Genomic DNA, 19,634 nt, shown 5'->3' on the forward strand with positions numbered 1-19,634 from the left:
CTGTCTCTCCTGTTACCGCGTCAGCGCAGTTGGTTGGACGGAAGAAATTCATTGCCAACGAGTTCGGGCGCATTGGCCTGCGGAACATGGCACTGATTGCAAAACCAGCGGGTCCCGGCGACGCTGTCGAGCTGGTTGCCGTCCCGATCCAGGTAATGGGTCATGGAAAGGGTTGGAGCACCGCGTTCACCGGCAACCGTCCAGTCATGACAGTTGAGGCACTGGTTGGTGCGCTTATCCATCTGGTACTGGGATACGGAATGCGGGATAAGAGGCGGCTGCTGGCGGTAGTTCCGCGGAATACGGCCCTCCATCTGCTTGGGCACCTGTTCTGCAGGAAGCGTTTCCTGCAGTTCTCCCCCGCGCAGGCTCTGAACCGGTCCTGAAGACTGGGCTACTGCAAAGCCTACCAGAATTGTAGAGATCACGAGGGCTGACAGGCCCCCAAGGAGTGGCATTTTCATCTCTATTCTCCCTTGCTCCGTTCAAACGGCAGGTTCTGTGGGCGCGTCCACTGCCCGCGTGACAGTGTTGTTGACGCGATCGTCAAATCGGTGGGTGAAGGCAAAGACATCAACGGCGCAGACATCGATGCAGCGCCCGCAATTGGTACAGTCCGGGGACAGGATAAGCGGGGTGTCACCTGCCTTGCCCTTCAGGGCGGGCGAAATCACATGGTTTTCCGGGCAGACGGCAAAGCAATCCATGCAGTTGTCGCAAGCCGCCCGATTGGTTGCCGAGACCCGCAGCACCGAACGTTCTCCAACAAGACCGTAAAAAGCGCCGACCGGGCACAGATGTCCGCACCAGCCGCGGCGGGCCAGGATCAGATCAAACAGGAACACACCGATTACGAAGGCCCAGGCGAACCCCATGCCGAAGATCAGGCCGCGATAGACCATCGAGACCGGGTTCACGACTTCCCAGGCGATCGTGCCGGTCGCAGCAGAAACCACGAACACCATGGCGAGCATGAAGAACCGTGTCTGCCGTTTCGGCTGCCATCCCTTCGGCAGATCGAAGCGCCGGTGCAGCCAGCTCGCAGCGTCGGTCACCGGATTGATCGGGCACACCCAACTGCAATAGACACGTCCGCCGATCAAGGCATAGGCGATTGCGACAATGATGGCCCCGACAATTGCCGTTAGTTCCGGCAGGTGCCCGGCAGCGAGGGACTGCAGCAGCACAAAGGGGTCTGTCAGCGGCAGCGTGTCGAATGTTAGCGAGCCGGCAAGGTTTCCCTTCACCCACCAGATGCCAAACCATGGTCCGAGCAGGAACAGGCCGAGGAAGAATACCTGCGACAGACGGCGTAGCAAAAGATACCTGTGCGCACTAAACCAGCCTTTGAGAGCAACGGCCTCGTGACCGACGGGAGTGTTTGACCTGGTGCTCATTGACCAACCCCTCCTTTCGGCAACTTGAATGTCGGCTTGAATTCCTCAACGTAGCCGCCGGGTGCTTGAAGATTATCGGTTCCAGGTCCCGGCAACCGGTCGGGCAGGTCGATCAGCTCATCGACGATCGGCTGGTTTTCCTCCCAGCCGAGGCGGTAGTGATCTGCAGCTTCTGCGCGCGCGATCCGGGCCGGAAGGACCTTGATCGCGGACGCGTTCGGAAGAACACAGGATTTTTCGCATTTGCCGCAACCGGTGCATTTGTCTGCATGCACCGTCGGCATGAAAATCGCGTGGTGACCGGAACGCGGGTTATGGGACTGTTCCAGCGTGATCGCTTCATCGATCAGCGGGCACACCCGGTAGCAAACGTCGCAACGCAGCCCGAGCGCATTGAGGCAGTTTTCCAGATCGATCAGAACCGCAACGCCCATGTCGGCATCGTCGAACAGATCGAGCTCTTTATCGAGCGCTCCGGTCGGGCAGGCGGCGACACAGGGAATGTCGTCACACATTTCGCATGGGATGTCCCTTGCCGTGAAATACGGCGTGCCGGTTGCGGCGCCGTCATCGCCAAGTTCAGCCAGCTTGAGTGTGTCGTAAGGACAGTCGCGAACACAGAGCCCGCAGCGGATGCAGGCGGACAGGAAATCGTCTTCCGCCAGGGCTCCCGGTGGCCTGATAGCGGTCGCGGGAAGCGCGCGTGCATCCCGTGCCAGCCAGGCCAGTCCCATGCCCGCCAACGCGCAACCCGCGGCGCCGCGCGCCGTATCCGTGAGGAAACGGCGGCGGTCCGGGTTCTTCGGTTTCATGGGCGTTGCGGCGGGCATGGGTTTTTACCGTTCAGATCAGGCGCGCTCGACCTTGCAGGCGCACTTCTTGAAGTCGGTTTCCTTGGAGATCGGGCAGGTGGCATCAAGCGTCAGCTTGTTGACCAGCTGGCCTTCGTCGAACCAGGGATAGAACACGACGCCTTTCGGCACCTTGTTGCGGCCCCTCGTCTCGACACGGGTGATGACGTCACCACGGCGGGTCGAGATGGTGATCTCCTGACCCCGGCGCAGGCCACGGTCCCGGGCATCATCCGGATGCATGTAGACAAGCGCTGTCGGGAACGAGCGATGCAGTTCCGGGACCCGGCGCGTCATGGACCCGGAATGCCAGTGCTCCAGCACACGCCCGGTGACCAGCCACAAGTCGAATTCTTCGTCCGGGGCCTCTGCCGGCGGCTCGTACGGCGCAAAGATGATGTTCGCCTTGCCGTCCTTCTTGCCGTAGAAGCGGACGCCTTCACCTTCCTTCACATAAGGATCGTAGCCCTCACGGAAGCGGTAAAGTGTCTCCTTGCCGTCAACCACAGGCCAACGCAGTCCGCGTGCCTGGTGATAGGTGTCGAAGTCCGCCAGATCGTGAGCCTTGCCCCGGCCGAAGGCGGCATATTCCTCGAACAGACCTTTCTGGACATAGAAACCGAAATGCTCGCTTTCGTCGTTGTCGTAGCCTTCCGCGGTTTCCGACAGCGGGAATTTGTCGACCTGGCCATTTGCAAACAGGACTTCGAACAGGGTCTTGCCCTTGTAGTCCGGGTTGGCATCGAGGATCTCGGCAGGCCAGACTTCATCGGTGGTGAAGCGCTTGGAAAACTCCATCACTTGCCACATGTCCGACTTCGCCTCACCCGGCGCCTTGACCTGCTGACGCCAGAACTGGGTGCGGCGTTCGGCATTGCCGTATGCGCCCTCCTTTTCCACCCACATGGCCGTCGGCAGAATGAGGTCGGCGGCGACCGCGGTGACCGTCGGATAAGGATCCGACACGACGATAAAGTTGTCCGGATTGCGATACCCCGGGAGGCCTTCCTCGTTCATGTTCGGCGCGGCCTGCATGTTATTGGTGCATTGGACCCAATAGGCGTTGATGTCGCCATCCTTGAGCTTGCGATGCTGCAAGACGGCGTGTGCGCCGACCTTTCCGTTCAAAAGACCTTTCGGCAGTTTCCACTTTTCTTCCGAGAAGGTGCGGTGCGCTTCATTGGCAACGACCATGTCCGCCGGCAAACGGTGGGCAAAGGTACCGACCTCACGGGCGGTGCCGCAGGCCGAGGGTTGACCGGTGAGCGAGAACGGCGAGTTGCCGGGTTCGGAAATCTTGCCGACCAGCAAATGCACGTTGTACATCAACGAGTTGACCCAAGTGCCGCGCGTGTGCTGGTTGAAGCCCATGGTCCACAGCGACATCACCTTGCGGTTCGGGTCGGCATATTGGGCGGCGAGACGCTCCAGCTGAGCTGCCGGCACGCCGGACATTTCAGACGCTTTCTCAACCGTATATTCGGAGACGAAGTCCTTGTATTCGTCGAAGGAAATCTTCTCCAGCTTGCCGTGCTTGCCTTCATGCGCCGGGTTGGCGGCAGCCTGCTCAAGGGCGTGCTGCGGACGCAAGCCATAGCCGATATCGGTGTTGGTTTTGGTGATGTTGACGTGGTTGTTGACGAAGTCCCAGTTCACCGCATCATTCTGGATGATGTAGTTGGCGATGTAATTGAGGATCGCCAGGTCGGTCTGTGGCGCGAAGATCATGCCGTTGTCGGCGAGCTCGAAGGAGCGGTGCTCGAAGGTGGACAAAACATGCACCTCGGCGCCCGGCTTTGTCAGACGGGTGTCGGTCAGCCGCGACCACAGGATCGGGTGCATTTCCGCCATGTTGGAGCCCCAAAGGACAAACGTGTCCGCATGCTCCAGATCGTCATAACAGCCCATCGGCTCGTCGATGCCGAAGGTCCGGATGAAGCCGGCAACGGCGGACGCCATGCAGTGGCGTGCATTCGGGTCAATGTTGTTGGAGCGGAAGCCACCCTTCATCAGCTTGGAGGCGGCATAGCCTTCCCATACGGTCCATTGGCCGGAGCCGAACATGCCGATGCCTTCCGGACCTTTCTCATTCAGGGCCTTTTTCCATTTCTCGGCCATGATGTCGAAAGCTTCGTCCCAAGACACAGGCGTGAATTCACCCTCCTTGTCGTAAACGCCATTGGTCTTGCGCAGGAGCGGCTGTGTCACGCGGTCCTCGCCATACATGATCTTGGACAGGAAATAGCCCTTGATGCAGTTGAGCCCCCGGTTGACCGGTGCGTGCGGGTCGCCCTGGGTCGCGACAACGCGTCCATCCTTGGTTCCGACCAGAACCGAGCAGCCTGTTCCGCAAAAGCGGCAGGCTGCCTTGTCCCAGCGAATATCGGGTGTGCCCACCTGAGCTGCCGCCCCCTGCGGCAGGGTGATGCCGGCTGCAGAAGCCGTTGCCGCGGCTGCGGACGCTTTCAGAAAGGAACGGCGGGATGTATCGAGTGTCATTTTTGCCTCCTCAGAGCGCAGGCGCTGCGGCCGTGGTCGGGCCGTGCGGTTCGAAATGGTGGTAGGTCAGCGTGACGGTCAGGACGCCGGGTATCTGGTGCATGTCCATGATCTGCTCCGAGGCGCGCTTGTCGTCGGTGTCTTCGACGGTGACAACGAGGCGACCGCTATCGTGTGCGTGGACCTCGCACCCGGCCATGCATTCGATCGCCGCAATGACGTCGTCGGTCACTCCCGGCTTCACATGGACGAGGCAACCGCAGATGTTCAACATGACTTGTCCTCGTTGACTGTGTGTTCGTAAAAGCTGATGGATGCGGACGGGCATGCAGCAGCGCATTCGCCGCATCCGGTGCAGGTGTCGAGATCAATGACGGGAAGTGACCGGTTTCCGGTCATGAGCCGGAACCGTATGGCCTGTGTCTCGCAATGATCCTGGCAGGACCTGCAGGCGATGCCATTGTAGGAAAGGCAGGTGGGCAGCAGCTTCGCGCGTACGAACCAACCATCGGCAGGCTCGATCGCAGCCGGCTCGCAGGCCTCCGCGCAGGCGTTGCAAAACAGGCATGCACCCTTGTTCAGGTCAACCTCGGGCAATCCGCACCTGTCGAAAACAATGATGTCCTGGGGGCACGCGCTCGCGCAGTCGCCGCACCGGGTACACAAATCACCAAAGTGATCGCTCGTCCCCGGCGGACGAATGGATTCTTCTTCTTTGAAACGGCCTCTTAGAAAGGCCCTTTTACTCAGCGCCGACATTGTCCGCCCTCTTCTCCATGAGGGCCAATTTTTCGCAGGAAACACCGTCAATCCTTGACCAAAGTCATGTCGGACGAGCGAAAACTCATTCTATCTTGCCCGCGGAGAAAAGCAGGCTTGGCTGGACGCCACCGATCAGGCGGCCGCAATCGAATTGGAATTTCACGATGGTTGAATATGCAGCACTCTGCGGAGCGATCAGAACGCATCAGGGCGACATCGTTGACCGCCTGCTTGAAACACTGGCAAACCGTTTGAGTTCCAGAGGAATCCGCGTTGCGGGCGTTGTCCAGCGCCGCGCTGAATTTAGCGACACCTGTTGCGCTGATATGGGGCTGGAACTGATTTCGACCGGCGAGACAATCGAAATCTCGCAAGCGCTCGGCAGCGGCTCTCAGGGCTGCCGCCTCGACCCGCGCGGCCTTGCCGAAATCACGGCGCGGCTGACAGTTGAACTGGAACACCAACCGGACCTTCTGATCCTCAACCGCTTTGGCAAGGGTGAGCAGGACGGACAGGGTTTTCGTCAACTGATCGGCCATGCTGTTGAGCGGTCCATTCCGGTCCTCACGGCGGTTCGCTCCCCTTACCTCGAAGCCTGGCGGGATTTTGCCGGCGAGCTCTCGGTCGAACTGCCGCCGGTCTACGATTCAATCCTGGACTGGTGTCTTGAGGCGACAGCCGAACCTTTGCCGGTAGCTGCCAATGCATGAGCCAAGGAATGCCTGCGGAGCCCTGACGGATCAGTTCGGCCGCACGGCGACCTACCTGCGCCTGTCGGTTACCGACCGGTGCGACTTGCGCTGCACATATTGCATGGCCGAGAACATGACGTTTCTGCCGCGCAGGGACCTGTTGTCGCTTGAGGAGCTCTACAGGCTTACAACAACTTTCATGGATCATGGCGTCCGCAAGATCCGGCTGACCGGCGGCGAGCCGCTGGTTCGCAAGAACGTCATCAGCCTGTTTCAAAACCTCGGCCGACATCTGAAGACCGGGGAACTGGATGAGCTGACGCTGACGACAAACGGCTCGCTGCTGTCCCGCTATGCCCGGGATCTTGCCGCTTCCGGCGTGCGCCGCGTCAACGTTTCACTTGATACTCTGAATGCGGACAGATACCGGGAGATAACGCGCTGGGGAAGTATCAACCGGGTCTTTGCCGGGCTTGATGCTGCCCTTGATGCGGGGCTTCACGTCAAACTGAACGCCGTTGCCCAGAAGGGACCGTTCGAGACAGAACTCAACGATCTGATCCGGTTCGCGCATGATCGGGGAATGGACCTGACCCTCATCGAGGAAATGCCGCTTGGCGGCGCGAGTTCCTGCCGCAAGCGCAGCTTCCTGTCCCTTGCCGAACTGCGCCAGCGCCTTGAGTCCGACTGGACACTCGAACCGCTGGCCGAGACAACGGGCGGCCCGGCCAAATATGTTCGCCTGCGCGAGACGGGCGGCAAGCTCGGTTTCATCACGCCGATGTCCTGCGACTTCTGTTCCGACTGCAATCGCATCCGCCTGAGCTGTACCGGAGAGCTTTTTACCTGCATGGGTCAGGAAGGTGGCCTGCCGCTGCGCGATGTCCTGCGTCAGTCGGACGGCAATGACAAGATTGCCCAGCTGATCCGCGAAAAGGTCTTCGAAAAACCGTGTGGCCACGACTTTCACATCGGCGAGGACGGGTTCAACGGCCTTTCACGGTCGATGTCAACGCTCGGGGGATGACCTCCATGCGCACTGCCATCCTGACAATCTCCGACCGGGCGTCGCGCGGAGACTATGAAGACCGGGGCGGCCCGGCAATCGAAGCCTGGCTCAAGCGCACGGTCACAACACCCATGGAGATCGAACGGATCATTATTCCGGACGGCTTCGAAACGGTGCGCGACACACTGATCGCGCTTTGTGACGAGAAATCCTTCGACATGGTGCTCACAACAGGTGGAACCGGTCCGGCACCTCGGGACCTGACAACAGAAGCGACACAGGCTGTTCTGTCAAAGGAACTGCCGGGTTTCGGGGAACTGATGCGGCGCACTAGCCTCGACTATGTCGCAACGGCCATCCTGTCGCGCCAGACCGCCGGCATTCGCGGCAAGACCTTCATTCTCAACCTGCCAGGCTCGCCGGCCAGTATCGACGTCTGTCTGACCGCGGTCTTTGCCGCAGTTCCCTATTGCCTGGACCTGATCGGAGCCGGATACATTGAAACCGATCCGGCAGTGCTGAAAGCGCACCGGCCAGGACGCTAGAGCACTCTTGAACGCTAGGGGTTCAGGTTACCGGGTCTTGACGACACCATCCTCGATCCACTTGTCAAAGACTGCCAAGGCAGCGTCTGTAAAGGCCTGATCGTTAATGTGCGCATTCACTTCTGTCATGGGCACATTTCCCGTAAGCGCTGTTCTGGCTTCGTCGATGAACGCACTCAATCCGTCAGGGTCAAAGGCCTCTTCACCCTCCCGGTCCCATTCCTCTATACCGCCCAGCGGCAGCAGGAAGTGAGTGGCGCCCTTGGCGCCTTTCAGGCGCTGAGCAAGTTCCCGCGCCCATTGCCGCCGCTCTTCCTCATTGAAGACCGAACTTTTGATCAAGCGGTTGTGTTCGTGAAACGGCCGGTCGGCATATTGCTCCGGGATCTCCTGCCAACCCGCGAAATCAACTAGGTCAAGTGCACCGGGCGCGACAATCTGCGGAATGCCGTATTTGCCCGCGTTGGTCAGCCGGTCCGAGCCGCTGCTGACCAGCGACCCTGCCAGCAGATTGCCGAACTCCTGCAGGCAGAAGTCCATGACGCAGCAGAATGCTCCGTTTTTCGCCAGGCTTTCAAAAGCCATGCCGCCCATGCCCGTGGAATGAAACACGGCGACTTCAAAGCCGCGGCTTTCCAGCTCCGGTTTCAGCGTCTTCATGTATTTCAGGCAACTTGAACCGAGCGAGGTCATGCCGACGAGCGGCTTTTCATTGTCCGGCGGTTGGGCCGCCTTCGCGGCACCCAGCACTGCACCGGCGGCCTGGGCGAGCGAGGACTTGCAGATGGAATTCAGCCCGTACAGTCCCCCCGCCCACAAGATCATCTGAATGTCCGGAGCCAGTCGCTCAGGTGGAATGAGCGGCGAGAAACTCACTGTTGAGACGATGAATTTCGGCACACCGAGCGGTAGCGCCTGGGCGCAGTCGAGCGCAAGATCGGTTCCCATGGTGCCGCCAAGGGCGATCATGCCGTCGATGCGCCCCGCCCGCCAGGCCTCGGCGACGACCTTCGCCGCACCGGCCGACATCACCCGAAACGCCTTGTTCTCGTCGCCGAGCGCAATGACCTCGTCAATCGTCATCCCGCCAGCCCGGGCGACATCATGTTTCGAAATCGCGGTTGGCTTGTCCGGGTCGCCAAGAACGCTGACATCCATGGTCAGAACCTTGCCGCCCTGTTCTTCGATACAGCTCTGGATGAATTCCAGTTCAGCGTTCTTGGTATCGTAGGTACCGATAGAAAGGATTGTTTTGGTCATGGCGATACTCCCAGGCACCGTGTGGACGGAGCGTTCAATGTCGTCAGGTAGGCGCCAGCAAGCGCGACTGCTTCGGAAATCATGCGTTTGTTGCGTTGGCGGCCACCTGGTTCTTCAAGACGCGGAATGATCCAGCCGACATAAGTGACTGCTCTTAATGCGAAAAAGAGTTCGAGCTCCGCTGTATCCAGGGGACGTTCCAGCACATAGCCTTTCAAGAGAGCATCACACAGTTCGGGGAAGTCCGGCTCGTGTCTGTTCTTGATCAGCGCGGTCGCAACGTCGAAAAGGCGGAAACCGAAGCCGCAATCGTCAAAGTCAATCAGATGAAGCGCCTCCCCGTCGATCATGACATTTTCCCGAACGAGATCAGCGTGGATCAGGCCGAAATCTTGCCCGTCTTCGAGATCCCTCAGTCGCTGGTTCGCTTCGGTTCGAAACGTCAGCAACATGCCCCTTTCGTCCGGGGCAAGATCCGGGTTCTCCCAAAACCGGCCCCACAAGGGATCGGGTCCAACAAGGGCCTTTGTATCCCAGCGAAGCCTCACAAATCCCTCAGGCGGTTCCCAGCGATCCGAAACCGCATGCATTCTGGCCATAAGCTGGCCGAGTTTCCGAAAGACGCCGCGACGGTCCGGATGGTTGAGCGGTTCGGCCGTTTTACCGAAGGGAGACCCTTGCAACCAGGTGAGCATGCTCGCCTGCTGGCCATCCACTTCTCTCAAGAAGTCGCCATTGCCGGATGGAACGGGCGCCGGGACGCTGATGCCGGCGCGGCTGAGTTCCGCCATCCACAAAAGCTCAGAGCGCAATTCCTCGCTTGTTCTGAGGCCCGGGCGATGCAGTCGCAGCGCAGTTGTGCGCGTACCGTCGGTGATCTTGAAAACGCGGTTTTCCCGTTCAGCAATCAGTGAAGCGCGGGCGCGCTCCAGACCCCACAGTGCCAACAGGTTTGAGACAGCGTCATGCATGGCGCAACGGCGTCGATGCAAGCACATCGTCCAGTGTCTCAAACAGCAAGTCCGCGTGTTCCTCGGAAAACGGCATGGGTGGCCTGATCTTGAGGGTGTTCTTGTACCGGCCGAGCTTGCTCAGAATGATACCGCGCCGGCGCATCTCATTGACGATACTGTCAGCAAACCCGGTTGCCGGTTCTCGACTTTCGCGGTCGAGGACGAACTCGGCACCAAACACCATCCCGCTTTGGCGCACATCGCCGATGACCGGGTATTTTTCCGCCAGCGCCAACAACCGTTCATGAGCGAGAGCACCGATCTTGAGCGCATTAGCCTGAAGATCCCGGTCCTCGAGTTCCTCCAGAACAGCCATGGCCGCAGCGCAGGAAACCGGATTGCCACCGAATGTATTGAAGTAGCGGAAGGCATTGCGGAACCGGGCCATGATCTCCGGTGTGGTCACGAGACCGGCAACCGGGTGGCCATTGCCCATGGGTTTTCCCATTGTTACGACATCCGGCACGACGCCCTGTTTCTGGTGCGCCCAGAAATGCGTTCCGCACCGGCCAAAACCGGACTGGACCTCATCGCAGATCAGGAGGCCACCAGCCTTTCTGGCAACCTCGGCGGCAGGCTGAAGCCAGCCCTTGTCCTGGGTGGGAAACCCTTCGTTGAGAAAGAGCGGACACACGATCAGGGCGGCAAACCCGATCCCGGCTTCCTCGAGATCCTGAATGGCTGCCTGAACGTTTTGCGCAAACCGCTCTCCGCGCGGGTCCTCGATCCGATAGCTGTCCGGAGCTTCCACATGGCGAATATAGTCTCCGAGCCCGAAACCGACTTCCGGCACGTTGCTTCTGGAAAGATGGCTGACCAGGGTGGTGTTGCCGTGATAGGTCGCATCTGTTGCGACGATCCCGCGCTTTCCGGTCATCGCCTCGGCCATCCTGAGCGCAATGTCATTTGCCTCGGACCCTGAACAGGTGAGGATCGCGGTCGACAATGTCTCATCAAACGTGCGGGTCAGCTTCCCGACATAGTCGAGGATACCCTCGTGCAGATATCGGGTGTGCGTGTTCAAGCGGGCCGCCTGGCGAGAGATCGCCTCAACGACACGTGGGTTGCAATGACCGACATGCGGCACATTGTTGTAGCAATCCAGATATCTGCGGCCGTCAGCATCCCAAAGCCAGACGCCCTCTCCTTTCACGAAATGAACCGGGTCGTCGTAAAAGGTGGAAACGTTCGGCCCCAAAAGCCGGGTCCGCCGGGAGAGCAGCTCCTTTCGCGCCTCCGCTGCTTGATGAATGGTCATGGTGCCTGGCTCCGTCAAAGCTGGATCCACGCAGTCTTGAGATCATGGTACTTGTCGAGCGCATGCAGGGACTTGTCATGCCCGTTGCCGGACTGCTTCACACCGCCAAGAGGAACAGTCAGATCTGCGCCGCCATAGGTGTTTACGTGAATGACGCCGGCGCGTATGGCCGCGATCATGCGGTGCGTCCGCCCGAGATTTCCGGTCCAGACACCGGCCGCCAACCCGAACTCCGTTCCGTTTGCGAGCCGGATGGCATCTTCTTCGTCCTTGAACGGTGTCACAGCGAGCACCGGTCCGAAAACTTCCTTTTGTGCCAGCGTGTCCGTTGGCTTGACGTTGGTCATCACGGTCGGCTGCATGTAGTAGCCGCCCGTTTCCTTCAAGATCCGCTCACCGCCGGTGCGCCGGTCCGCTCCTTCAGCTTCTGCAGTTCCAACGAAACCGAGATCGGCTTCAAGCTGGACAAGACTGTGCACGGCGCCGATCTGAGAGGTCTGTTCGAGCGGATCACCGACGCGGAAGGCTTCGGCGTGGGTGCAGATCTCGGAAACGAACGCGTCGTGAATATCTTCCTGGACGAGCAGCCGGGATCCGGCGACGCAAACCTGGCCGGAGTTTCTGAAAATACCGGCGGCTGATACCTTGGCGGCCTGGGCAAGGTCCGGTGCGTCGCTAAAGACGATATTCGGCGACTTGCCGCCAAGTTCCAGGTAACACCGCTTGAGATTGGAGGCCGCTGAATAATTCAGGAGGCGGCGTCCTGTTGTCCCTGATCCGGTAAAGACCAGCACGTCAACATCCATCGACAACGCAAGGGCTTCCCCGACGACCGCTCCAGGGCCATTCACGATGTTGAAGACGCCGTCCGGGACACCCGCTTCGCTTGCGAGTTCCGCGATTCTGAGCAGGGACAGGGACGCCGTTTCGGCAGGCTTGAGCACAAGAGAATTTCCGGCGGCAAGCGCCGGGGCAATTTTCCAGGCACCGATCATCAGCGGAAAATTCCAGGGAACGATGGCTCCGACGACACCCACCGGGGCATGGTGGACAAGGCCAAGAACGTTCGGAGCCGTCGGTGCGATTTCGCCGTAGACCTTGTCTATGGCTTCGGCGTAGTAGCGGAAGGTGCCCGCAGCGGACAAGGCCTCCGCCTTGTAGGCCATGTTGATTTCCGTGCCGTTGTCGCGCACCCCCAGAACCGTTAGCGCCAGGGCATCGCGCTCGATCAGTTCGGCGAGCCTCAGCAGCACTTTCTTGCGATGCGCCGGAGCCGTTTTCGACCAGCGGCCATCCTCGAACGCGATCCGTGCGGACGCGATTGCCCGGTTCATGTCGGCGGCGGTGCCGGATGCCAGTCCGCACAGACGCTTGCCATCGATCGGTGAAACGACGTCCAGTAAGTCGCCTGTCTCCGAGGGCATCCTCTGGCCATCAATAAAATGGCCCTGATCCGGAACCACTGTTTTCCGGAGCACATCGATTGCGCCCTGATCAAGCATTGCTGTCACCTTTGCTATGTCGATGTTTCTGTGCTGCCTGACATTTCCTGTTCGCGCTTTTCTTTCTGCTCCCTGATCACGGTTCGAACATGCAGGACCAGAATGAGCAGGATCATCGCAAACAGGATGGCGGCGATCGGCCGGTCGACGAAATCGAGCGGTGATTTCACCCGTGCCATGGCGCTGCGGAGCTTCACTTCCATGATGCCGCCGAGCACCATTCCGAGAATGATGGGAACGATCGGCAGATTGAGCCGCTTCAGGATCAGGCCGAAGACACCGAATGCGGATGCGATGGCACAATCGGTGATCGAGTTGCGCAGCGAATAGACGCCGACAAAGGACAGCGTCAAGATCATCACACCAAGGAAGCGGGTCGGGATCTGAATGATCTTCAACAGAAGGTTTGTCGACGACAACAGGAAAGCCAGGACAATGACGTTCAGCATGATCAGCGCGATGTAGATCGCGATCACGAAATCGAGCTGTCCCTGAAAGAGCTGTGGACCCGGAATGACGTTGTGAACATAAAACACTGACAGCATCATCGCGGTCAGGGCTTCCCCAGGAATTCCGAGCGCCAGCAGCGGGATCATCGCTGCTCCCGGGACCGCATTGTTTGCCGCCTCCGACGCAACGAGCCCCTCGGGAGATCCGTTGCCGAAGTCGTCCGGTGTCTTCGAGGTCTTCTGGGCATATGTGTAGGACAGGAATTGGGCGGTGAACTCGCCGACGCCCGGGATCATGCCCATCAGCACGCCGAGACTTGAGGAGACCGAGGCGATCCGCTTGAAGCGGAACAACTCGCTGAGGCCGGAGAAGAGATTGCCGTCCACATGCGCCTTGCCGGGCTTGTGGTCCTTGTCGACCAGCAGCAGCAACGCCTGGGAAATTGCGAACAGGCCGAGTACGACGACGATCAGATTGATCCCCGACGTCAGCCAGGTCATGTCGAAGGTGAAGCGCTTGGTGTATTTGACCGGCTCAAGCCCGATGGTGCTCAGGAAAATGCCGAAGGACGCCAGCATGCCCGCGGCAAAGACCTGTCCGCGATGCGCCAGGACGACAAGAATGATGCCGAGAAGGGCTGCCAGAAAGATCTCGCGACTGCCGAAATGCGGGGCGATCATGGCCAGCAACGGCGACAGCAGGATCAGGCAGACGACAGAGAAAATCCCACCGAAAAACGAAGCGGAATAGGCCAGAGACAACGCCCGGTGCCCTTCGCCGCGCTTTGTCATCGGATAGCCGTCATAGGTCGTCAGCGCATTGACCGCCGTCCCTGGCGTGTTGATCAGGATGGCCGGGATGGCGCCGCCATACATGGACGAGCCATAAACGCCAAGCATCAGCGTCAGGCCAACGATCGGTTCGAAGGCAAAAGTTGCCGGAAGCAGAATGGCGATTGCGACTGCGGCGCCTACTCCGGGCAACGCCCCGATGATCACACCACCGATCGAGCCGAGCAGAAGGGCGACCAGAACCTGCCACTGGGCCAAAATGGAAATGCTTGAAAGAACCGTTTCCATCGTCGCCTCACAGGTAGGTCAGCGCAAAGGCCTTGAGAGGATCGGGAAGAGCCTCGTAAATCTGACCGGCTGGAATTTTCACTTGAAGAAACGCCCGGAAAATCACCGCGACGCACACGGCGAACAAGCTCGCAAAAGCTATGAAACGCGGCGACGCGAGACCGACACGAACGGTCAGAAAACACGTGAACAGGACAGTTGACGGCAGATATCCCAGCAAAGGCACGACCGCGACATAAAGCAGAAAATACAGCACGAATTCCAGCGATCGCAGCCAGAACAGGACTTCAAACCACCTTCCCAGCATGCGTGGAGAACACACGGAACCGATGAAATGCAGGAGCGCGAACAGCGTCATGAAGATCAGTGACGCAGCCGGCCAGAAGCGCGGTTGCGCGAACCATTTCGTGCGCTTCACCCAGGACGTCTCACCGTAGATCTGCGTCAGCAGAAAGATGGAAAACGCCAGGAAAACAATCGCGAAAACAAGGTCGCCGGGGTGTCTGTGCCGCCGGAACAATTCCTGAAATGTCTTGAGGTGTGCCATTGGTCCCGACCCTTGCGCTGCAGGGCCGGATGGCGCTTTGAAACGCCACCCGGCCGGACCTTCGCCTTACTCGCCGAGCAGTTCGGAGATCTTTCCATTGACCTCTTTGTCGGATGCGATCTGCGCATTGGACGCATCTGCATCCTGCCAGTAGATCAGAACGCCGGTTTCGCCGATCAGATTTTGCGCTTCCGGCTTTTCAAGAGCCGCCTTGGCAGCAGCCTCGATCTTCTCGCGTGCGTCAGCCGGGACATCCTTGTGAACAAAGAGGCCGTTCCACAGCGCAACGTTCAGGTCCGGGTTGATCTCTGAAACCCTCGGCACATCGGGAATGATGGAGATCCGCTCCGTGCCAATGCTGGCAAGGATCTTCAAATCGTCCTTGCACGGGAAGATCTGCTGCAATGTCGTGTTGATCACGTCCACATCGCCCGACGCCAGCGTGTTGCAGTTCAACTCATCGAACGCTGCATCGCTGCCAAATTCGAAATCGGAGGACGCAGCCAGTGCAAGCGTAATCCGGGTTGGCGGCAAGACCGAACCGAAGTGACCGAGGGCAACATCGTTCTCCTTGGCGTAGGCCACCAGCTCTTCCCAGTTGGAATAAGGAGCATCAGCGCCCGCGGCAATCACGAACGGATAGGTCATGAAAATGCCGATCGGCTCGAACGGATTGGGTGTCAGCTCCGGAATTCCGATGAGTTCGCCTGCGATCGGCACTGCCGGGACGAAAGACCCGATGGTGTAGCCGTCAGCAGGAGCGGTCGCGACTTCCACGGCACCCGGGAACGGGCCACCGCCACCGCCCGGCTTGTTCACGACAGCCGCCGGAACGCCGTACATTTCCTGAAATTCGTCGGCGATCAGCCGTGTCAGAACATCTTCCAGGTCACCTGGAGGCCAGGGAACGATGAAGGAAACGGGCTTTTCGGGATAGTCCGCCAAAGCAGCCGTCACACTCATCAGGCTTGCCGCAGTCAGGGCAATCGCATGCTTTCTCATAATCAAGTCCCTCATCTGGTGGTTATCCGCCGGGCTTTGTGCCGGTCTCGATTTTTTTATTTGCTATGTTAATAATTGTCATATTAAATAATGTTCTGTCAACCTCCAATCGAACGGCGGATGGGATTGTGTTGCACTCAGAGACGGTTCATATAATGAACCCTAGGTATCAAATAAATATTGTTTCATTTGTAACTATCTGTCAAGATAAATGCGACTCAACGATCGCGGCAACACCGCGGCGAGACATGAAACGGCAATCGACACGGACCGGGCAATCGATGGGAACGATCACCAAAGCGCTCAATTTGCTGAACTTTTTTTCTCCAGGCCGCGCTGAGATCGGCCTGACCGAGTTCAGGACCCTGTCCGGTCAGGACAAAGCCACGGTGCACCGTCATCTCATTGAACTTGCTGCAAACGGCTTCCTTGAACAGAACCCCGAGACGCGCGGATACAGACTTGGACCCGCAATTCTGCGTCTTGCCGCAGTCCGCGAACGCCTGTTTCCGGCAAGATCCATCGTCGCACCGCTGGTGGAAGCGCTGGCGTCGGAACTCGGCGAGCTTGTGCATGTGTCTCTTCGCGAAGGCACGCACATGTCGCCCCTATTCCACCATGACGCCCTCATTCACGGCACACGGGTCTACTTCGACGAGGCGGAACTGTTGCCGTTGCATGCGACCGCGTCAGGTCTAGCGATGCTCGCCTTTGGACCGGAGCACTTGCTGCCGGAGGTGCTCAAGTCGTCGCTTTCGGCGTCGACGGAGTTCACAATAACCGATCCCGGAACTCTGGAAGAGGTCGTTGCAGGGGTGCGCGAGGACGGTATCGCCTTTGTCGACCAGGGATTTGAAGCGCATGTTTCCTCGTTCGCGGCGCCTCTGTTTGCGGATCAGCCAGAGGCGGTCGGAACGATTGCCGTCGCCGCGCCAACGATGCGCATGACCGACGATCTGAAACGCAAAATCAAATCGGCCCTCCCGAGGACTGCGCACGTCGTCACCGAGCAACTGGGCGGTGTCGTTCCCGTCGATCTCAGAAGGATCTGGTCTGATGCCGCGTGATACGGAAGCTCTTGTCCTGGATTTCGGTGGCGTGGTGACACGAACCCTGTTCGAAACGCATGACCTCACCGAGAAGGCTCTCGGGCTTTCCGCCGGAACCCTGACCTGGCGGGGGCCTTTCGCACCGGAGACCGATCCCCTGTGGACGTCAATGCAGGCCGACGAGATCTCCGAGCGCGACTACTGGCGTCGGCGGACAGAGGAAGTCGCGGCGCTGACGAACCGGCCATGGACGGAAATGGCTGATTTCGTGAAAGCGGCCCGAGGCGCGGACCCGGAAGCCGTGATGCGGCCCGAAGCCCTGGAAGCAATCGAGACCGCACGTCAGGCCGGCCGGAAACTTGCCATCCTTTCCAACGAACTGGATCTGTTCTACGGCGCCGACTTTCGCAGCAAGCTGGCATTCCTGGATGATTTCGACGTCATCATTGACGCGACCTACACAAAGATCCTCAAGCCTGATCCGCGCGCTTACGAACTCTGCCTCAAGGAACTCGGTCTTCCGGCAGAATCCTGTGTCTTTGTCGACGACCAGCTCCGGAACATCAATGGAGCGGATGCGGTCGGCATGCGCACGGTGCATTTCAACGTCCTCGACCCGGCAGCCTCATATGCAGACGCATTGAGGCTGCTTGGCCTGTCACCCGGATAAAGGAGATCCGATATGAAGGAAGCGAATTTCCTGAAGGAAAACAACGCCCGGCACCTATGGCATCCGATGGCGCATCCGGCTGACAGCCTTGCCAATCCGCCCGATATCATCGTTGGCGGTGACGGTGTCGAGATCACCGACGTTGACGGCAACAGGGTTGTCGATGCCGTCGGCGGGCTCTGGAACGTCAATCTCGGCTATTCCTGCGCGCCGGTGAAACAGGCAATTTCAGACCAGCTTGAAAAACTGCCCTACTATTCAATTTTCCGCGGGACGACCAACGACGCGGTGATTGAGCTGAGCACCATGCTCCGGGAGTTTTTCGAACCCGACGGGCTGAGCCGCGCCTTCTTTACCTCCGGCGGTTCCGACAGTGTGGAGGTGTCGCTTCGTCTGGCGCGCCAGTATCACAAGCTTCGCGGGGAAGCCGGACGAACAAAATTCCTCAGCCTTAAAAAAGGCTATCACGGCACGCACACGATGGGCGCATCGGTCAACGGCAACGCCAATTTCAGAACCGCCTACGAACCGCTGATGCCGGGCTGCTACCATATCCCGTCGCCATACACCTACCGCAATCCGTTCAACGAAACCGACCCGGAAAAGCTTGCGCAACTGTGCCTTTCGGCTCTGGAAGACGAAATCAAGTTCCAGGACCCAAGCACCATTGCCGCTTTTATCATGGAACCGATACTCGGTGCGGGCGGCGTCATTCCACCCCACGAGAGCTTCATGCCTGGCGTCCGCGAGATCTGCTCTAAGAACGGCATCCTGCTGATTTCAGATGAAGTCATTACGGCGTTCGGGCGCACAGGCAGCTGGACTGGTGCCCGGCATTGGGGTGTCAAACCGGATCTTTTGTGCTGCGCCAAGGCGATCACAAACGGCTATTTTCCATTCGGTGCCGTCATGGTGTCTGAAGCTGTCGCCGAAGCGTTTGAAAATGACGCGTCCGGCAAGGGCTCAATCGGGTCGGGCTACACCTATTCCGGTCACCCGGTCGGTGCAGCCGCTGCCATCGCCTGTCTGAAGGAAACCGAACGGTTGAATGTGAAGGACAATGCCGCCGCACGCGGCAAACAGTTGCATGAAGGGCTCCGGAAGCTGTTCATGAAGCACGAAGCGATCGGCGATGTGCGCGGCGGTCACGGCCTGATGTGTGCGCTGGAACTTGTTTCGGATCGGGCAACGAAAGCGCCTATCGACAAGGGAACGATCGGCAAGGTCCACCGGACGGCATACGAGAACGGCGCCATGGTCCGGGTGTCCGGCAACAACATCATTCTGTCCCCCCCACTGGTCCTGACCGAAGCGCATGTGGACGCGATCCTGAACGCTCTCGACAAAGGTTTTGAAGCGGCCTCTTGAGGGGTTTGCCGAACGGGAAATCAAGAGCGAAAAAACTAGTCGCGGAGCCCGTCGACATCCGCCGGCATGCGGGGCCGGGCTTTGGGATCACCGTCGAGAACGCCGTGGAGCTTTTCCATCACCGTGAAAAAGCTCTGCACCTCTCGCGGGCTCAAACACGCTAGAAGATGCGCCTCGATGGTCTGCGCCTCCGGCAGGATGTCGCCGAGTGCGGCAAGCCCCTTTTCTGTCAGCGAGATCGCAACCAGCCGCGCGTCCGCCGTGTCCTGAATCTTGTCGACAAATCCTGCTGCCTCCAAACGTGCGACCGCCCTGCTCACACGTGGCTTGTCAAGATTGACGCAGGTATGGATCTCCCGGACCGAGACTTTTTCGTGCCTGAGCAAATGAACGAGGACGCGCCACTCGGCAACTGAAAGACCATGAAGTCTTTCGTATTCAACGGCCAGCCGGCGGCTGACGCGCTCCGATAGAACCGCGAGCCGATAAGGCAAAAAAGCGGACAGATTGAAGTTTTTTCCAGCCAAAAAACCATCTCCGAAACGTTGCAGATGAAATGATATTGACTTTCGTTGCGATTGCAACGATAACAATATAGTTACAGATGTAACTAATGGAAAAGACGGCAAACCAGCCATTGGAAGCCGGCTTTTTTTGAAAATTGGAGGGCCGGGCGCGGTC

20 protein-coding genes are annotated in these 19,634 nt (G+C 59.1%); 6 read left to right on the plus strand and 14 right to left on the minus strand.

Features of this window, described 5'->3' with window-relative positions:
- Positions 1–20: 20 nt before the first annotated feature.
- From RBB47_RS27720 to napF, 6 genes are read right to left on the minus strand one after another with little or no spacing between them, the layout of a single operon-like run.
- Complete coding sequence (locus tag RBB47_RS27720; protein WP_305989169.1) at positions 21–464, minus strand: nitrate reductase cytochrome c-type subunit; 444 nt, start codon at positions 462–464, stop codon at positions 21–23.
- 21 nt (positions 465–485) lie between these two features.
- A complete protein-coding gene (gene napH / locus RBB47_RS27725) occupies positions 486–1,397 on the minus strand; it encodes a quinol dehydrogenase ferredoxin subunit NapH (RefSeq protein ID WP_305989170.1) in 912 nt (303 codons plus the stop codon).
- Entirely contained in the window at positions 1,394–2,209 is an 816-nt protein-coding gene (gene napG / locus RBB47_RS27730; RefSeq protein ID WP_305989171.1) for a ferredoxin-type protein NapG, read from the minus strand. The genes napH and napG overlap by 4 nt, the downstream gene beginning before the upstream one ends.
- A gap of 36 nt (positions 2,210–2,245) precedes the next feature.
- Positions 2,246–4,747 (minus strand): nitrate reductase catalytic subunit NapA, encoded by a 2,502-nt coding sequence (gene napA, locus RBB47_RS27735; protein ID WP_305989172.1) that lies wholly within the window; start codon positions 4,745–4,747, stop codon positions 2,246–2,248.
- Between the two features lie 10 nt (positions 4,748–4,757).
- On the minus strand, positions 4,758–5,021 hold the full coding sequence (locus RBB47_RS27740; protein ID WP_305989173.1) for a chaperone NapD: 264 nt from the start codon (positions 5,019–5,021) through the stop codon (positions 4,758–4,760).
- On the minus strand, positions 5,015–5,506 hold the full coding sequence (gene napF, locus RBB47_RS27745) for a ferredoxin-type protein NapF (RefSeq protein WP_305989174.1): 492 nt from the start codon (positions 5,504–5,506) through the stop codon (positions 5,015–5,017). The genes RBB47_RS27740 and napF overlap by 7 nt, the downstream gene beginning before the upstream one ends.
- 167 nt (positions 5,507–5,673) lie before the next feature.
- On the opposite strand from napF, the gene RBB47_RS27750 reads away from it, so the two are divergent.
- Genes RBB47_RS27750 through mog form a run of 3 tightly spaced genes read left to right on the plus strand, consistent with a single transcriptional unit; the run spans position 5,674 to position 7,755 of the window.
- On the plus strand, positions 5,674–6,219 hold the full coding sequence (locus RBB47_RS27750) for a DUF2478 domain-containing protein (RefSeq protein WP_305989175.1): 546 nt from the start codon (positions 5,674–5,676) through the stop codon (positions 6,217–6,219).
- Positions 6,212–7,228, plus strand: a complete 1,017-nt coding sequence (gene moaA, locus RBB47_RS27755; RefSeq protein WP_305989176.1) for a GTP 3',8-cyclase MoaA — start codon at positions 6,212–6,214, stop codon at positions 7,226–7,228. Before RBB47_RS27750 ends, moaA begins: the two co-directional genes overlap by 8 nt.
- Before the next feature lie 5 nt (positions 7,229–7,233).
- Positions 7,234–7,755 carry a molybdopterin adenylyltransferase gene (gene mog, locus RBB47_RS27760; RefSeq protein WP_305989177.1) on the plus strand — a complete coding sequence of 174 codons (522 nt, stop codon included), beginning with the start codon at positions 7,234–7,236 and terminating at the stop codon, positions 7,753–7,755.
- Positions 7,756–7,782: 27 nt separating this feature from the next.
- Here mog and RBB47_RS27765 read toward each other — a convergent pair whose 3' ends face one another.
- From RBB47_RS27765 to RBB47_RS27795, 7 genes are all read right to left on the minus strand, one after another.
- Positions 7,783–9,015, minus strand: coding sequence for a Tm-1-like ATP-binding domain-containing protein (locus RBB47_RS27765; protein ID WP_305989178.1), 1,233 nt, complete (start codon positions 9,013–9,015; stop codon positions 7,783–7,785).
- Positions 9,012–10,007 (minus strand): phosphotransferase enzyme family protein, encoded by a 996-nt coding sequence (locus RBB47_RS27770; RefSeq protein ID WP_305989179.1) that lies wholly within the window; start codon positions 10,005–10,007, stop codon positions 9,012–9,014. The genes RBB47_RS27765 and RBB47_RS27770 overlap by 4 nt, the downstream gene beginning before the upstream one ends.
- Positions 9,979–11,286 (minus strand): aspartate aminotransferase family protein, encoded by a 1,308-nt coding sequence (locus RBB47_RS27775; RefSeq protein ID WP_305989180.1) that lies wholly within the window; start codon positions 11,284–11,286, stop codon positions 9,979–9,981. Before RBB47_RS27775 ends, RBB47_RS27770 begins: the two co-directional genes overlap by 29 nt.
- A gap of 14 nt (positions 11,287–11,300) precedes the next feature.
- On the minus strand, positions 11,301–12,788 hold the full coding sequence (locus tag RBB47_RS27780; RefSeq protein ID WP_305989181.1) for an aldehyde dehydrogenase: 1,488 nt from the start codon (positions 12,786–12,788) through the stop codon (positions 11,301–11,303).
- A 14-nt stretch (positions 12,789–12,802) separates the two neighbouring features.
- Positions 12,803–14,317 carry a tripartite tricarboxylate transporter permease gene (locus RBB47_RS27785; protein ID WP_305989182.1) on the minus strand — a complete coding sequence of 505 codons (1,515 nt, stop codon included), beginning with the start codon at positions 14,315–14,317 and terminating at the stop codon, positions 12,803–12,805.
- Positions 14,318–14,324: 7 nt separating this feature from the next.
- A complete protein-coding gene (locus tag RBB47_RS27790; protein WP_305989183.1) occupies positions 14,325–14,864 on the minus strand; it encodes a tripartite tricarboxylate transporter TctB family protein in 540 nt (179 codons plus the stop codon).
- Positions 14,865–14,930: 66 nt separating this feature from the next.
- Positions 14,931–15,866 carry a tripartite tricarboxylate transporter substrate-binding protein gene (locus tag RBB47_RS27795; RefSeq protein ID WP_305989184.1) on the minus strand — a complete coding sequence of 312 codons (936 nt, stop codon included), beginning with the start codon at positions 15,864–15,866 and terminating at the stop codon, positions 14,931–14,933.
- 248 nt (positions 15,867–16,114) lie between these two features.
- Here RBB47_RS27795 and RBB47_RS27800 point away from each other — a divergent pair, with 248 nt between their 5' ends.
- The 3 genes from RBB47_RS27800 to RBB47_RS27810 are packed head-to-tail and all read left to right on the plus strand — an operon-like array spanning position 16,115 to position 18,953.
- A complete protein-coding gene (locus RBB47_RS27800) occupies positions 16,115–16,933 on the plus strand; it encodes an IclR family transcriptional regulator (RefSeq protein WP_305989185.1) in 819 nt (272 codons plus the stop codon).
- Positions 16,923–17,585, plus strand: a complete 663-nt coding sequence (locus RBB47_RS27805) for an HAD-IA family hydrolase (RefSeq protein WP_305989186.1) — start codon at positions 16,923–16,925, stop codon at positions 17,583–17,585. The genes RBB47_RS27800 and RBB47_RS27805 overlap by 11 nt, the downstream gene beginning before the upstream one ends.
- Before the next feature lie 12 nt (positions 17,586–17,597).
- Complete coding sequence (locus RBB47_RS27810) at positions 17,598–18,953, plus strand: aspartate aminotransferase family protein (RefSeq protein WP_305989187.1); 1,356 nt, start codon at positions 17,598–17,600, stop codon at positions 18,951–18,953.
- 35 nt (positions 18,954–18,988) lie between these two features.
- Here RBB47_RS27810 and RBB47_RS27815 read toward each other — a convergent pair whose 3' ends face one another.
- Positions 18,989–19,480 (minus strand): MarR family winged helix-turn-helix transcriptional regulator, encoded by a 492-nt coding sequence (locus RBB47_RS27815; RefSeq protein WP_305989188.1) that lies wholly within the window; start codon positions 19,478–19,480, stop codon positions 18,989–18,991.
- Between the last annotated feature and the right edge of the window lie 154 nt (positions 19,481–19,634).

Origin of the sequence: Roseibium sp. MMSF_3544, from assembly GCF_030732845.1 — a bacterium.
Classification (GTDB): Bacteria; Pseudomonadota; Alphaproteobacteria; order Rhizobiales; family Stappiaceae; genus Roseibium.

What these genes read in the sequence shown, in the direction of transcription:
- napH (WP_305989170.1), bottom strand. Translation starts at nt 1,397, where the DNA reads ATGAGCACCAGGTCAAACACTCCCGTCGGTCACGAGGCCGTTGCTCTC.
- RBB47_RS27800 (WP_305989185.1), top strand. Translation starts at nt 16,115, where the DNA reads ATGAAACGGCAATCGACACGGACCGGGCAATCGATGGGAACGATCACC.
- mog (WP_305989177.1), top strand. Translation starts at nt 7,234, where the DNA reads ATGCGCACTGCCATCCTGACAATCTCCGACCGGGCGTCGCGCGGAGAC.
- RBB47_RS27720 (WP_305989169.1), bottom strand. Translation starts at nt 464, where the DNA reads ATGAAAATGCCACTCCTTGGGGGCCTGTCAGCCCTCGTGATCTCTACA.
- RBB47_RS27775 (WP_305989180.1), bottom strand. Translation starts at nt 11,286, where the DNA reads ATGACCATTCATCAAGCAGCGGAGGCGCGAAAGGAGCTGCTCTCCCGG.
- napF (WP_305989174.1), bottom strand. Translation starts at nt 5,506, where the DNA reads ATGTCGGCGCTGAGTAAAAGGGCCTTTCTAAGAGGCCGTTTCAAAGAA.
- RBB47_RS27780 (WP_305989181.1), bottom strand. Translation starts at nt 12,788, where the DNA reads ATGCTTGATCAGGGCGCAATCGATGTGCTCCGGAAAACAGTGGTTCCG.
- RBB47_RS27765 (WP_305989178.1), bottom strand. Translation starts at nt 9,015, where the DNA reads ATGACCAAAACAATCCTTTCTATCGGTACCTACGATACCAAGAACGCT.
- RBB47_RS27805 (WP_305989186.1), top strand. Translation starts at nt 16,923, where the DNA reads ATGCCGCGTGATACGGAAGCTCTTGTCCTGGATTTCGGTGGCGTGGTG.
- napG (WP_305989171.1), bottom strand. Translation starts at nt 2,209, where the DNA reads ATGAAACCGAAGAACCCGGACCGCCGCCGTTTCCTCACGGATACGGCG.
- napA (WP_305989172.1), bottom strand. Translation starts at nt 4,747, where the DNA reads ATGACACTCGATACATCCCGCCGTTCCTTTCTGAAAGCGTCCGCAGCC.
- RBB47_RS27785 (WP_305989182.1), bottom strand. Translation starts at nt 14,317, where the DNA reads ATGGAAACGGTTCTTTCAAGCATTTCCATTTTGGCCCAGTGGCAGGTT.
- RBB47_RS27810 (WP_305989187.1), top strand. Translation starts at nt 17,598, where the DNA reads ATGAAGGAAGCGAATTTCCTGAAGGAAAACAACGCCCGGCACCTATGG.
- RBB47_RS27740 (WP_305989173.1), bottom strand. Translation starts at nt 5,021, where the DNA reads ATGTTGAACATCTGCGGTTGCCTCGTCCATGTGAAGCCGGGAGTGACC.
- RBB47_RS27795 (WP_305989184.1), bottom strand. Translation starts at nt 15,866, where the DNA reads ATGAGAAAGCATGCGATTGCCCTGACTGCGGCAAGCCTGATGAGTGTG.
- moaA (WP_305989176.1), top strand. Translation starts at nt 6,212, where the DNA reads ATGCATGAGCCAAGGAATGCCTGCGGAGCCCTGACGGATCAGTTCGGC.
- RBB47_RS27790 (WP_305989183.1), bottom strand. Translation starts at nt 14,864, where the DNA reads ATGGCACACCTCAAGACATTTCAGGAATTGTTCCGGCGGCACAGACAC.
- RBB47_RS27750 (WP_305989175.1), top strand. Translation starts at nt 5,674, where the DNA reads ATGGTTGAATATGCAGCACTCTGCGGAGCGATCAGAACGCATCAGGGC.